Here is an 11,958-nt window from a genome sequence, read left to right as displayed (position 1 = left end):
TTCCGCGCACCCCCGAAGCGAGAAGGAGGCGAGAGATGTTCCAGGGCACTATCCCGGGCCCGATGCGCGCCATCGTGCGTGAGACGGCGGCCAGTTGGCCCCGCGGGGAGGTGTACGTCCCGTGCTGCGGCAACTTCACCATCGAGCGGTCCCTGGCCGGCATGGGCTTCGCCCTCCACTCCTCGGATGTGTCGATCTACACCACGGCCATCGGCCGCTGGCTCACCGGCCAGCCGGTCGGCATCCGGTTGCACGAGGAGAGCACCGAGCAACTCGGCTGGCTGGCCGACTCCTTGGACGACGGCATCGGCACCGTCGCCGCGGTGATGCTGGGCACGCGGTTCCTCGCCAGCGTGGGCCGCGAAGGGCTGTGGCACGAGCGGGTGGTGCGCTCCTACCGGGAGCAGTGGCAGGCCAAGCACCACGAGACGGTCGAGCGCCTGTCCCGCGCGGACGTGTCGCTCGCCTCCTACGAGGTCGAAGACGTACGCACTTGGCTGCGGAAGGTGCCCCGTGACGCGCCGGTGTGCTCCTTCCCTCCCTTCTACGGCGGCGGGTACGAGAAGCTGTATGAGCCGTTGAACGAGCACTTCACCTGGGACGTGCCCGAGTACGAGCCGTTGTCGGATGCTGACGTGGTCGACGTGCTGGGTGCGATCACCGACCGGCCGTACTGGCTGACGGCCTCCAATCACGATGTGCCCGAGCTGCACCGGCACTTGCGCGGGGTCATCCAGGCAACCCCCCGTGCCGCACCGTTCTACGTCTACGCCAGCGAAGCGCCGACACGCATCGTCGCTCCTCGGCAGCCCATCGAGCCGGTCACGGCGCCCCGTCTGCGGCAAGACGAGCAACTGGTGGGGCCGTTGTCCCTGGCACTGCTCAAGCCTGGTCAGTTCAACGCGCTGCGCTCCCGGTACCTGAACCCGCGCATCGCACCGGGCGCGGCGAACCTGGCGGTGGCGGTGAAGGACGGATCTGGCCGAATCCTGGGCGTGTTCGCGATGGCGCCGAGCAGCTACACACCGGATGAGGCGTACCTGCTCTCCGACTTCGGGGTCGCGCCGACGGACTACCCGCGGTTGTCGAAGCTGATCGTGCTCGCGGCCACCAGCGCCGAGGCGCAGTTGCTGTGCCAGCGGGCGTTCTCTCGGCGGATACGGGCGGTGTCCACCACGGCGTTCAGCAACAACCCGGTGTCGATGAAGTACCGCGGGCTGCTGCGGCTGACCAAGCGCGGCCCGTCGAACGAGGACGGCTGGAGGTTCCAGCTCCAGTACCAGGGCGCGATGGGCGGCCACACGCTCGCGGAGGCCCTGGACAGGTGGGCGAAGCGGTGGGGCGCCCGCACCACGGATACCCAGACAGGAGCCTGATGATGGAGGAGACGACGCCGCTCGCCCGGCCGCAGATGGTGGAGGGCGACCCGCGCACGCTGACGCTGCTAGATGTGAACGCCCGGTTCCTGCCGCACGAGCAGTTCCGGCAGCTGGTCGCGAACATCAAGCGAGACGGCTGCCTGACCTCGACGCCGCTGGTGTGGAACGACACCGTTACGGGGCGGCTGGTCGTGCTGTCCGGCAACCACCGCACCTTGGCAGCGATCGAGGCTGGCCTGGAGCGGATCTGGTGGATGCAGATAGACGAGCCGCTGCCGAGACAGCGGCAGATCGCGCTCCAGCTGAGCCACAACGCGATCGCCGGGCAGGACGATCCGGCGATCCTCAAGGAGCTGTACGACGAGCTGGAGTCGGTGGAGTGGCGGCAGTACACGGGCCTGGACGACAAGGCGTTGGAGCTGCTGGAGAAGGTCGACGTCTCCAGCCTGGGGGAGGCGAACCTGGACTTCGCGTCCGTACAGCTGATGTTTTTGCCGGATGAGCTGGAGCGCGCCGAGGCCGCATTCGATGCGGCACGCGCCACCGCCACGGCCGACCAGCGGTGGGTAGCAGGGCTGGAGCAGTACGAGCCGGTGCTGGACGCGCTGGAGACCTCCCGCGCAGCGTACAAGATCGGTAACTCGGCGACGGCGCTCGGCGTGATTCTCGCCGTGTTCGAGCGGCACCTAGGCGAGCTGGCTGACGGCTGGTTCGACGCCGCACCCGGTGAGGCGCACCGCGGCGGCACGGCACCCCTGGAGACGGTGTTTGGCGCGCGGGAGATCCCGGTCGAGACGGCGGCCACGGTGCGGGCCGCGATCGACCGCCTGGTGAAGGACGGCAGCGTGCCGGAGTCCGAGCCGTGGCGCGCCTTGGACATTTTCGCTGCCGACAGCGACTAGACGGCCGTTGGCCAGGAGGTGAGCGGTGGCTGAGGGCCCCGTGGATCCCTGGGAGCGGCAGAGCGGTGAGTCCCCCCAGGCGTTCGAGGCGTTCGCCGTGTACCGCGATCTCGGCCCGGCACGGAGTGTCACGAAGGTGGCACAGGAGTTGGACAAGTCGCGGACACTGCTGGGCCGGTGGTCACGGCAGTACGCGTGGGTGATGCGGGCGGCGGCTTACGACCGTGAACAGGACCGGCTGTTCGTCGCCGAGCAGAAGCAGGCGCGGCGGGATGTCGCCCGACGGCACGCCAAGCTCGCGCAGGCGTTCTTGGGCAAGGCGATCGCCCGGCTTCAGGCGCTGGACCCCCGGGAGCTGACGCCGGGTGAGCTACTGCGCTACTTCCAGGTCGCCGCTGAGGTCGAACGCCGCGCCGCAGGCGAGGAGTTGTCCGGCGCCGTTACCCCCGGTGATGCCGACGGGAGTCATCTCGCGGTGCTGAGCGATGAGGACCGCAAGGCGCGTATGGAGCAGCTACGCCGTGAACTGGAACGGCGACTGGCGGAGGATGGCCGGTGAGCGGCGGGTGGGCGAAACGCCGGGCCATTGAGGGCTTGGCCGATCCGGCGGTGATGAGCCTGGAGCAGTTGAAGGCTGAAGTCGCCGCGCTGGTGCGCGCGGACGAGGTGTCGGCGCGCCGGTGGGCGTGCGCTGTGCCGGAGTGCGATGGGCTGCCGCACGAGGGATGGCTTCACCATCACGCGCGTGCGGCACAGCGGCAGCCGTCGTGGCTGTGGACGGTGTGGATGCTGCTGACGGGCCGTGGTTGGGGCAAGTCGCGGACGGCGGCGGAGGCGGTGCGGGAGTGGGCGAAGACGCCGGGGTTGCAGATCGCGGTGGTGGCGAAGAACGCCACGCTGGTGCGCGACATCTGCTTCGACTCCCCGAAGTCCGGTCTGCTGTCGGTGATCCCGCCCGAGGAGGTGGCGAAGTACAACTCGTCGCTGGGTGAGACGACGCTGCGGCTGAAGAACGGCACGCTGATACGCGGGTTTGGTGCGGAGACGCCGGACAACCTGCGTGGCTGGGCGTTCGACAAGGCGTGGTGCGACGAGTACGCGGCCTGGTCGCGGCACACCGCGCAAGAGGTCTACGACATGCTGTGGTTCTGTCTTCGCGAGGCGGACACCCCGCAGGTGGTGATCTCCACGACGCCCAAGCCGCTGCCGCACGTGAAGAGACTGGTCGAGCGTGGCCGGACGCAGGAGCAGTCGCACCGCGATGGCGGGGGGCCACCGCGGGTGGTACTCACCCGCGGGCACATGCGCGAGAACGACGCGAACCTGAGCCCGGCTGCCCGTGCCGAGTTGGAGGAGGAGTACGCCGGCACCCGGCTGGGACGCCAGGAGCTGTCCGGTGAGCTGCTGGAAGACGTCGAAGGTGCCCTGTGGAAGGGCTGGATGCTGGAGGTCGAGGGCTTCCGGCCCAAGCTGGAGCACTTGCCCGACTTGCAGCGCGTCGTTGTCGCTGTGGACCCGGCCACGAAGAGCCACGAGAACGCCGACATGACGGCGTTCACGGTCGCTGGGCGCGGGTATCCGGTGGAGTCGATGTTCGGGGATGACCGGCCGCGTGGGTACCTGCTGCGCTGCGAGCAGGACCGGCATACGCCGACGCAGGCGATGAAGCGGGCCGCGCGGCTCTACCACGAGCACCGTGCGGACTGTGTGGTCATCGAGGCGAACAACGGCGGTGACTACCTGCCCGCGCTGCTGGAGCAGGTGGATCCGACGGTGAACTGGCGGATCGTTCATGCGACGCGCGGCAAGCGGGCTCGGGCCGCTCCGGCCGCGCAGTTGTATGAGCAGGCGCGTGTGCACCACGTCGGGTCGGCCCGGGTGTTCGCGGAATTGGAAGAGCAGATGACGACGTTCGTCGGTCAGGGCGAGACGGAGGACTCACCGGACCTGCTGGACTCGGCGGTGTGGGCGCTGTGGGATCTGTTCCTCGATCCGACGATGCCGCCTCCGCGTGCCGGGGACGATCGGAGGCTGAGTGGTCGCAGGTGAGTCGAGGGCCTGGCTATCGACCGTTGGTCGGCGCGTCGTCGATGGCGAAGGCTGTGTCCATGCCTGTGGCCGCGAGCACTCTGGCCACCGTAGGAGGGACCGCCCGCAGACGTAGGCTGCGGCCTGCGTGGATGGCAGCTCGGCGGGCGGCATCCAGCGCACTCAGGCCCGAGCAATCACAGAAGGAGACGCCGGAGAGGTCAACGACTGATTCCGGGTTCTCGGCGACGACCTGAAGCAGGCGGCTGCGCAATTGGTCGGTGGTCTCGATGTCCAGTTCACCGCGGACAGTGACCAGGGCGTGGCCAGCTGATGAGGCCGTCACTTCCGTGGTCAGGCCCTCGGGTGCCACGGCAGCCTCCCGTTTCGCGTGCGGCAGTATGGCTGCGTTTGTGTGGACGCCCGGTGCCCGGCCGGTGTCCTCAGCCTAGCTCAGCGCGACCGGACGCAGAGCGTAGCTGGTCGGTGGCAGCGTGCGTATCCGATCGCGCCCCCACGCACTTCGGCGGCCAGGGCGGGTCAGGCAGTCTCCCCGGCGCCAACGTCGCACAGCTGGTTCGAAGCGCGCCCCTCTTGTGCATGCGCGCGTCCCCTTCTTGCGTTCAATGCCATCGCCCGGGGATCCCTTGCCCCTGAACAGCAGCAGACGCATTGAGGGCGTGATGGTCCGGTACCGCTGCATCACGCAGCTTTGAGTGATCTCCCGCCCCAGCGGATGCGGGCGCGTTCCTTGCGCTGGGCGGCGAGTACGTCGGGGTGGCGGGCGTTGGCGTTGCGCCAGCGCAGGTGGCGGTGTACGGCCTGGGGCGAACCTATGCGGTCACAGCACTAGGGTTGAGCACGGCGCGGGGCCGACCCTCCTGGAGTGGACGTGGGCCTACGCCAATTCGTGATCGATGCCTGGTCGTGGCTGTCGTACAAGCCGGTTATGGCCGAGGCCGATCAACCGGGCAACCTGGCGTTCCCGGAGCTGGCGGCGTCGTGGCTTCCCCCGCACGAGCTGCGCCGATTGGCGGCGTACAAGGTGCTCGCGGCGTACGACAACAACCAGGCGGGTCAGCTTGCCGCTGCGTCGGGGGATGACGCAGCGTTGGATCGGCGCGAGTTGGGTGATGCGGCAAAGCTAGTCGATACGGCGTTGGGCTATCTGTTGGGCTCGGAACAGCAGGTAGTGGTGCTGGGTGCGGAGCACGCTGATGAGGCGGCTCCGCAGCCGGGTGCTGTGGACGCGGCCGGTGCACAGGAGCGGTTGCGGCAGTGGGCTGACAAGGAGCTGCTGACACTGCGCGTGCAGCAGGCCGAGCGGAACGCGGTGTTGCTCGGCGACAGCGTGTACGTACTGGCCTGGGACCCGGACAAGGGTCGACCGACGCTGCGTACGTACGATCCGGGCTTCTACTTCCCGCAGTGGGATGACGACCAGGACCAGGACTTCCCCTCGCGTGTGCATCTGGCGTGGGAGCTGCCGGAGGATCCGGAGTTGGGGTTGAAGGCCCGGGTTCGCCGGGTCACGTACGAGCTTGGCCCGATCTCCGAGGACGGCACGGTGGCGCGCCAGTATCCGTGGGAGCCCGGGAAGCCGTCGTCGGTGACCTGCTTCCTGACGGATGCCGAGTGGGCGTTGGACGATTTGAAGCAGGGCGAGACGCTGGACCAGCTGCCGCTGGGTAAGGCGATGTTCCGGGTGCGGCCGGACGGGACGGCGCTGAATCGGCTGGACTTGTTGATCGACTTCGTTCCCGTGGTGCACGTGACGAACACGATCCCGGACGGCGGGGAGCATTGGGGCCGCTCGGTGATCGCGAAGGTGTTGCAGGGCCTGGATGAGCTGGCCGCCACGGACTCGGACTCCTCGGCTGCGTCGGCGACGACGGGCACGCCGATCATTGGGCTCGCTGGTGCGCGGCTGCCGGTCGACCGGGCCACGGGGCGGCCGGAGCAGTTGACGGTGCAGGCCGGTGCGGTGTGGCAGCTCGGGGACAGCGGGCGCATGGATGCGTTGGACACCTCGCCGCAGTTGGCGGAGCTTCGGGCGCGGGTGGAGCACCTGTTGGACCGGATCGCGTCGAACTCGCGGATCACGTCGGCCGGGTTGGGGGCGCTGGATGCGTCGAAGGTGCCGTCGGGGTATGCGCTGCAACTGGCACTTGGGCCGCTGGATGCGTTGGTGGGGTCGATGCGGTTGGCGAGGGAGCACAAGTACCGGCTGTTGTTGAAGTTCGTGCAGCGTCTGTTCCAGGCCGGCCAGGTTCAGGGGTGGACGGCTGGGGAGTCGCTGTCGGCGCGGCTGGCGTGGGCTCCGCACACGCCGACGGACCGGGCGGCGGTGCTGGACGAGGTGGTGCAGGCGTATGGGGCCGGGGTGATCTCGTTGGAGACCGCGGTGCGGATGCTGGTCGATGCGGGGTATCCGATCGACGACGCCTCGCAGGAGGTGGCCCGTATCCGGACACGGGCGGATCAGGAGGCGGCGGCGAGGGTCGCGGAGGCTGCGGCGGGCCGCGGTGGCCAGGGTCAGGGGACGCACCCAGCGGATGGGAGCGAGCAGGTGGCCGATAGCCGGGGTGGGCAGGAGGGGCAGGCTGGAACGCCGGGGCCGAAGCAGGCAGCCGTCTCGGTGAGTTGAGCTGGTAGTCGGTGGTGGTGGCTACACTGATCGGCAGCGCGGGGGCGCGTACCAGGAGGAGTTGTATGGTTCCGCCCCAGGACGAGCCGAATGACCAGCAGCTGGACGACGCCGAAGAAGCGGGCCCGCAGCCGCAGCAGGTGACGGTGACGCAGGATCGGCTCGGCAAGCTGCTGACGCGGGAGAAGCAGCAGGGTGAACGCGCCGCGATCAAGCGACTGCTTGCGGGCCTGGGGTTCGATTCGCCCAAGGCGCTCCACGATTTCGTGACCGTGCAGCGCGAGGCGGAGCAGGCGGCGCTGTCGGAGGTCGAGCGTCGTGAACAGGCTGCTGCGGAGCGGGAGTTGCAGGCAGCCCGACGCGAGGAGGCCGCGATTGAGCGCGAGCGGGCGGCACTGCGTCGTGCGGCGCTGGTGGCTCTTGGCGCTGCAGGTGATGACCTGGTAGACGCGGAGAAGCTGCTCGCGGCGGAGGATGACGCGGACGAGGCGCAGATTGCGGCGGCTGCGGAGGTGCTGCGGGTGCGGCGTCCGGAGCTGTTCGGCGAGGTGCGCACGCCGGTGCCGTCTGCTCCGGGTGGTGCTCCGGCTGGTCGAGGCCCGTCGCGTACGGCGCCGGTGCGGCGGCCGGGTGCGGCGGGGCTGGAGATGGCTCGTCGACGCGGCCTTGTGATCGAGTAGCCGCGCGGACTGTCTGTCTGGCCAGCAGGGTTGGGGACCACGCCCCTCGAACTTCGTGGACGGCACTGCCTTGTGGGCGGTGTGCGGAGGAGATGAACCGCATTCGTCCATAGGAGATGGCGTGAGTATTCAGCCTGTTACGACGCACGAGTTCCTGACCGCTGACCGCGATTGGCTGGCGGCGCTGCACGGCACGGAGTCGACCGACACGATCACTCTTGACCTGAGCCTTTTCGAGGAGGGGGTGCACTACCAGTGCGGTGACGCATGCCAGCCGTACGGCCGGGTCTTCTCCGGTATCCCGGTGGGCAAGGTGGTCGAGTCGAAGTTGTACGGGCCGTACGATCCGGAGGCGTCTTGCGGCCGTCAGGTTCTGCGGGGCTTTGTGTTCGCGGAGGTGCCGTTCGCGCCGGGGCAGACCCGGATTCCGGCGGCGCTGCTGTGGCATGGTGCGGTGCGTGCGTCGAAGGTGCCCGGGGGGATCGATCTGTCGCAGCTGTCGTGGCACCCGCGTGGTGCGCAGATCCGGTTCGTGTAAGGGGCCGGGGCTGTGACGATTCAGGACCTGTTGAAGGACGTCCAGGTCGCTGACCTGACGACGTTCGCCCGTGCTATCCCGTCGCCGAAGGACTTCCTGCTCACCCAGACGATCTTCCCGACGCTGGAGCTGAACGAGGTCAAGTGGCGGGTGAAGGACTCCGGCCGGTATGTGAACGTGGCGAAGTACCGGGCGTTCGATGCTTCGGTGCCGTTCGCGACCCGTGAGGCGTGGCAGACCTCCCGTGAGGGTGCGCTGCCCGCGCTCGGGCAGAAGCTCATCGTTGGTGAGCAGGAGCAGATCCTGTTGGAAGCCTCGCGCGGCTCGGATCAGGACCGGCTGATCGAGCTGCTGTATGACGATGTCGAGCGGCATGTGGAGGCGATCCGCTCCCGGCTGGAGCTGGCCGCCGGAGACGTTCTGGCCGACGGGAAGTTCAGCTTGGTGCAGGAGAACGGGCTGACGCTGGAGGTGGATTGGAACGTCCCGGCGGCGAACATGCCGGTCGCCCCGGTGCCGTGGTCCGACGCGGCCTCTGATCCGATCGCGGATGAGCTGCGGTGGATTCAGCATCTGGACGATATCGGCGCCCCGGAGCCGGAGCTGGTGATCACCAGCCGGAAGGCGTTCAGCTACCTGGCGGCGAACAACGCCTACCGGGCGGCGTACTACGGGTCGGTGAACCCATCGACCACGCCGACCGCGACGCTCACCCCGCAGCAAATCAACGTCGTCAGGGGCAACTACAACCTGCCGCCGATCACGTTCTACAAGGCGCAGGTGCGGGTGGACGGCAAGCCCCGCAAGGTGCTGCCCGAGGACCTGTGGGTGCTGGTGCCGCCGGATCGGGAGAAGTGGGCGCAGACGATGTTCGGGGTGACCGCCGAGGCGCTGGTGCTCTCGCGCGGCACCAATCCGGAGATCGTCCGAGAGGACGCGCCGGGCATCATCATCACCCGCGGGATGCAGGATGACCCGGTGCAGATCTGGACCAAGGGCGCCGCCGTCGGCATGCCGGTGATGCACACCCCGGACGCGCACATCGTGGCCAAGGTCCTGTGATGCTGGTGAGTCACCTGATCGCCGCCGTGTACGTGCAGGACCCGGAGACGCGGGAGGAGCTGGTCTTGTTGCCGGGCGAGTGCCCGCCTGCGGAGATCGCCGTGCTGATCACCAACCCCGCTGCCTGGGACGTGCCGCCGCCGCGTGAGGTGGAGGTCGTCGGGGTCGAGGAGATGGTGGACAACACCGTGAGTGCACCCCAAGACGAGGAGGGCGAGACCGGCGGCGGCAAGAAGTCGCCGCCGCGGCGGTCCCGCTCGTCATCCGCGTAATGCGCTCACGCGTACGGCTCGGAGCTGGTTTCCCGCGTCTGGCTCCGGGCCGTCTCGTATAGAGGGATGTGAACCTGGTGGACGAGTTCCAGCGGGCGTGGCTGCTGGCGCAGCTCGGCCCTGACGTGGACCCGGCCGACCTGGAGCGCCGGTACTTCCGCCTGGGGTTGGTTCGGGCGGTTGCACTTGAGGTACTGGGTGAGCGCCGCGCGAAGCTGCTTGCTGACCCGTTGAAGGTCACGGTCGATGGCGTGGTGACCATGGACCTTCAGGAGAACCTGCGCGGCATCGAGCGGCAGATCGACGCCGTACGCCAAGCGCCCGCGCCCGATGATCCCTGCGGCGACCAGGAGGACGGCGACGAGGACCTGGTGGTCACCTGGCTGGTGCCGACGCGCCGCTACCGGTAGGGGTTACGCGGCTTGCCCGGCGGAGGGCAGACGCTCGCGCCATTGCTCCAGCATGTTCGCCGTGCTCCGGAAGTCGTTGATCAGCTGATCGAGGGCTTCGACGGACGGGAAGGGTATGTAGTCGTGCATGCGGCCCTGCTGGTCGGACTCGGTGCCGAGCTCGATGTGGGAGGGGCTGCGCCCCTCCTCGGGGTGGTTGTAGTCCTCGCTGCAGATGGTGGTGAACGAGAGTTGGAGTCGTTCTCCGTTGACCATTGGGGGCAGCGCGACGGTGAGCGGAGTGGACTCGTGGATGATCGATTCGTGCTCGGGGTCGTCGTCGGCGTGGTCCTGTGCACACCACTCGGGGCAGCTATCGCCCGTAACAGACAGTTTCCAGTCTTGCGCGTTCATGGTCCGGATTTTGTCATGTAGTCCAAATGATCCATTTCGGGTGCCTGGCGTCGGTGAGGTGCGGTCGCGCTCGCTGAACCGCTTGGTGGGCTGGGAAGGCGTCGAGCCAGGTCGTTCGGTCCGCGCCGGATCGCCTGGCTCGGTTTCGACGGCCCCTGCGACCACCAGTAGACCGGAACCTCGCCTTCTGTTTGGGAGGTCTCTGCGTGCGGCTGGTCGGCTATCGAGACACTGCTCGATGTGCTTTGCTTGCGGCACCCGGCTTCCGGGACTATGGCCGCATGGCCTCGTTGAAGCAGTTTGAGCCCGCGTCCGGCACCCGCGATTTCCTCGCCGCCGAGCATGAGCGGCGGGAACGCGCGTTCGCGACAATCCGGGAAGTGTTCGGCCGCTACGGCTTCCAGCCCCTCCAGACGCCGGCGTTCGAGCGGTTGGACGTCCTCACCGGCAAGTACGGCGACGAGGGCGACAAGCTGATCTTCAAGATCCTCCGGCGCGGCGAGCATGAGGCGACCGGCGAGGCTGATCTTGCTCTCCGCTACGACCTCACCGTGCCCCTGGCTCGCGCGGCGGCGGCCTACGGCAGCCAGCTGCCCTCCCCGTACAAGCGGTACGCCATCGCTCCGGTGTGGCGTGCTGACCGGCCGGGTAAGGGGCGCTACCGCGAGTTCGTGCAGTGTGACTTGGACATCGTGGGTTCGTCCTCTCCGCTGTCGGATGCCGAGGTCGTCCTCGCCCTCCATGACGCGCTGGATGCGCTGGGGGTGCCGGAGTTCCGGTTCCTGCTGAACTCCCGGCACGTGCTGTTCGGTCTGCTGGAGGCGTACAACGTCCCCGAAGGGCTCGGCTCCGGCGTGCTGATCACGCTCGACAAGCTCGACAAGCTTTCCCCGGAGGCCGTCGTCGGCGAGCTGGTGGCCAACCGCGGGCTGTCGCAAGACGTGGCGCAGGGTCTGGTGGATGACCTCACCTCGCCGGACGCTGTCGAGCGGATCCGTGGTGAGTTGAAGTCCAGCGAGATGGGGCAGGCGGGTCTGGCGGAGGTAGACCGGCTGTTGGAGCTGACCAAGGACGCGATCCCGGCCGAGCGGATCGGGTTCACGCCAAACCTGGTGCGCGGCCTCGACTACTACACGGGGATCATCTTCGAGGTCGCCGCGCCGGGCATGCCGGGCTCGATCGCTTCCGGCGGTCGGTATGACGGGCTGATCGCCCGGCTCGGTGGCAAGGACTCCCCGGCCTGTGGCGGCTCGCTGGGTATCGAGCGGATCCTTCCGCTTCTGGAGCAGGCTGATCAGGGCAGCTACTCGCAGGTCGATGTGGCCGTCACGGTCATGGGCGAGGACCTGTCGGCGGACAGCTTCCGGCTGGCGGCTGAAATCCGCCGCGCCGGGATTCGAACAGGCGTTTACCTTGGATCCAGCGGGAAGTTCGCCAAGCAGATGAAGTGGGCCAGCGACCAAGGGGCCAGCTTCTGCGTGATCTACGGCAAGGCCGAGCACGACGCCGGCATGGTCACGCTGCGGGACATGGAAAGCGGCGAGCAGGTCCAGGTCCCGCTCGATCAGGCTGCTGCGGAACTCGCGCGGCGGTGCGCACCATCCAGTTGACGCGCAGCGGACCCTGTCCGCTGCCGACTTTCGAGGA

General features: G+C 68.3%; 13 protein-coding genes. 11 read left to right on the top strand and 2 right to left on the bottom strand.

The annotated features are described in order from the left end of the window. Positions 1-35 precede the first annotated feature (35 nt). Genes P2L57_RS16205 through P2L57_RS16190 form a run of 4 tightly spaced genes read left to right on the top strand, consistent with a single transcriptional unit; the run spans position 36 to position 4,330 of the window. On the top strand, positions 36-1,376 hold the full coding sequence (locus P2L57_RS16205; RefSeq protein ID WP_275814888.1) for a putative antirestriction adenine methyltransferase: 1,341 nt from the start codon (positions 36-38) through the stop codon (positions 1,374-1,376). Continuing rightward, positions 1,376-2,281: a ParB N-terminal domain-containing protein gene (locus P2L57_RS16200; RefSeq protein WP_275814885.1), complete on the top strand. Its 906-nt coding sequence runs from the start codon at positions 1,376-1,378 to the stop codon at positions 2,279-2,281. The genes P2L57_RS16205 and P2L57_RS16200 overlap by 1 nt, the downstream gene beginning before the upstream one ends. A gap of 25 nt (positions 2,282-2,306) precedes the next feature. After that, complete coding sequence (locus tag P2L57_RS16195; RefSeq protein WP_275814882.1) at positions 2,307-2,840, top strand: hypothetical protein; 534 nt, start codon at positions 2,307-2,309, stop codon at positions 2,838-2,840. Beyond that, a complete protein-coding gene (locus P2L57_RS16190; protein ID WP_275814879.1) occupies positions 2,837-4,330 on the top strand; it encodes a phage terminase large subunit family protein in 1,494 nt (497 codons plus the stop codon). The genes P2L57_RS16195 and P2L57_RS16190 overlap by 4 nt, the downstream gene beginning before the upstream one ends. Before the next feature lie 13 nt (positions 4,331-4,343). Here P2L57_RS16190 and P2L57_RS16185 read toward each other — a convergent pair whose 3' ends face one another. Beyond that, entirely contained in the window at positions 4,344-4,682 is a 339-nt protein-coding gene (locus P2L57_RS16185) for an STAS domain-containing protein (protein ID WP_275814876.1), read from the bottom strand. Positions 4,683-5,201: 519 nt separating this feature from the next. On the opposite strand from P2L57_RS16185, the gene P2L57_RS16175 reads away from it, so the two are divergent. The 6 genes from P2L57_RS16175 (at position 5,202) to P2L57_RS16150 (ending at position 9,918) form a co-directional block, all read left to right on the top strand. Further along, entirely contained in the window at positions 5,202-6,956 is a 1,755-nt protein-coding gene (locus P2L57_RS16175; protein ID WP_275814873.1) for a hypothetical protein, read from the top strand. A 65-nt stretch (positions 6,957-7,021) separates the two neighbouring features. Then, entirely contained in the window at positions 7,022-7,636 is a 615-nt protein-coding gene (locus P2L57_RS16170) for a hypothetical protein (protein WP_275814870.1), read from the top strand. A 121-nt stretch (positions 7,637-7,757) separates the two neighbouring features. Then, on the top strand, positions 7,758-8,174 hold the full coding sequence (locus tag P2L57_RS16165) for a head decoration protein (protein ID WP_275814867.1): 417 nt from the start codon (positions 7,758-7,760) through the stop codon (positions 8,172-8,174). Between the two features lie 12 nt (positions 8,175-8,186). Continuing rightward, a complete protein-coding gene (locus P2L57_RS16160) occupies positions 8,187-9,236 on the top strand; it encodes a major capsid protein (RefSeq protein ID WP_275814864.1) in 1,050 nt (349 codons plus the stop codon). Further along, positions 9,236-9,508: a hypothetical protein gene (locus tag P2L57_RS16155; RefSeq protein ID WP_275814862.1), complete on the top strand. Its 273-nt coding sequence runs from the start codon at positions 9,236-9,238 to the stop codon at positions 9,506-9,508. Before P2L57_RS16160 ends, P2L57_RS16155 begins: the two co-directional genes overlap by 1 nt. 77 nt (positions 9,509-9,585) lie before the next feature. Then, positions 9,586-9,918, top strand: coding sequence for a hypothetical protein (locus P2L57_RS16150; RefSeq protein ID WP_275814859.1), 333 nt, complete (start codon positions 9,586-9,588; stop codon positions 9,916-9,918). Between the two features lie 3 nt (positions 9,919-9,921). On the opposite strand, the gene P2L57_RS16145 is transcribed toward P2L57_RS16150, so the two are convergent. Next, entirely contained in the window at positions 9,922-10,311 is a 390-nt protein-coding gene (locus P2L57_RS16145) for a DUF6907 domain-containing protein (protein ID WP_275814856.1), read from the bottom strand. A 206-nt stretch (positions 10,312-10,517) separates the two neighbouring features. On the opposite strand from P2L57_RS16145, the gene hisS reads away from it, so the two are divergent. Further along, positions 10,518-11,921, top strand: coding sequence for a histidine--tRNA ligase (hisS, locus tag P2L57_RS16140; protein WP_275814854.1), 1,404 nt, complete (start codon positions 10,518-10,520; stop codon positions 11,919-11,921). Positions 11,922-11,958: the final 37 nt, after the last annotated feature.

Origin of the sequence: Streptantibioticus ferralitis (genome assembly GCF_029223525.1) — a bacterium.
Classification (GTDB): domain Bacteria; phylum Actinomycetota; class Actinomycetes; order Streptomycetales; family Streptomycetaceae; genus Streptantibioticus_A; species Streptantibioticus_A ferralitis.
Note: the sequence above shows the minus strand (reverse complement) of the source record. Positions and strands in the feature narration are given on the sequence as shown.

Bases quoted from the DNA above. Each gene is read 5' to 3' on its own strand.
- P2L57_RS16205 (WP_275814888.1), top strand. From the start codon at position 36: ATGTTCCAGGGCACTATCCCGGGCCCGATGCGCGCCATCGTGCGTGAG.
- P2L57_RS16200 (WP_275814885.1), top strand. From the start codon at position 1,376: ATGATGGAGGAGACGACGCCGCTCGCCCGGCCGCAGATGGTGGAGGGC.
- P2L57_RS16170 (WP_275814870.1), top strand. From the start codon at position 7,022: ATGGTTCCGCCCCAGGACGAGCCGAATGACCAGCAGCTGGACGACGCC.
- P2L57_RS16145 (WP_275814856.1), bottom strand. From the start codon at position 10,311: ATGAACGCGCAAGACTGGAAACTGTCTGTTACGGGCGATAGCTGCCCC.
- P2L57_RS16155 (WP_275814862.1), top strand. From the start codon at position 9,236: ATGCTGGTGAGTCACCTGATCGCCGCCGTGTACGTGCAGGACCCGGAG.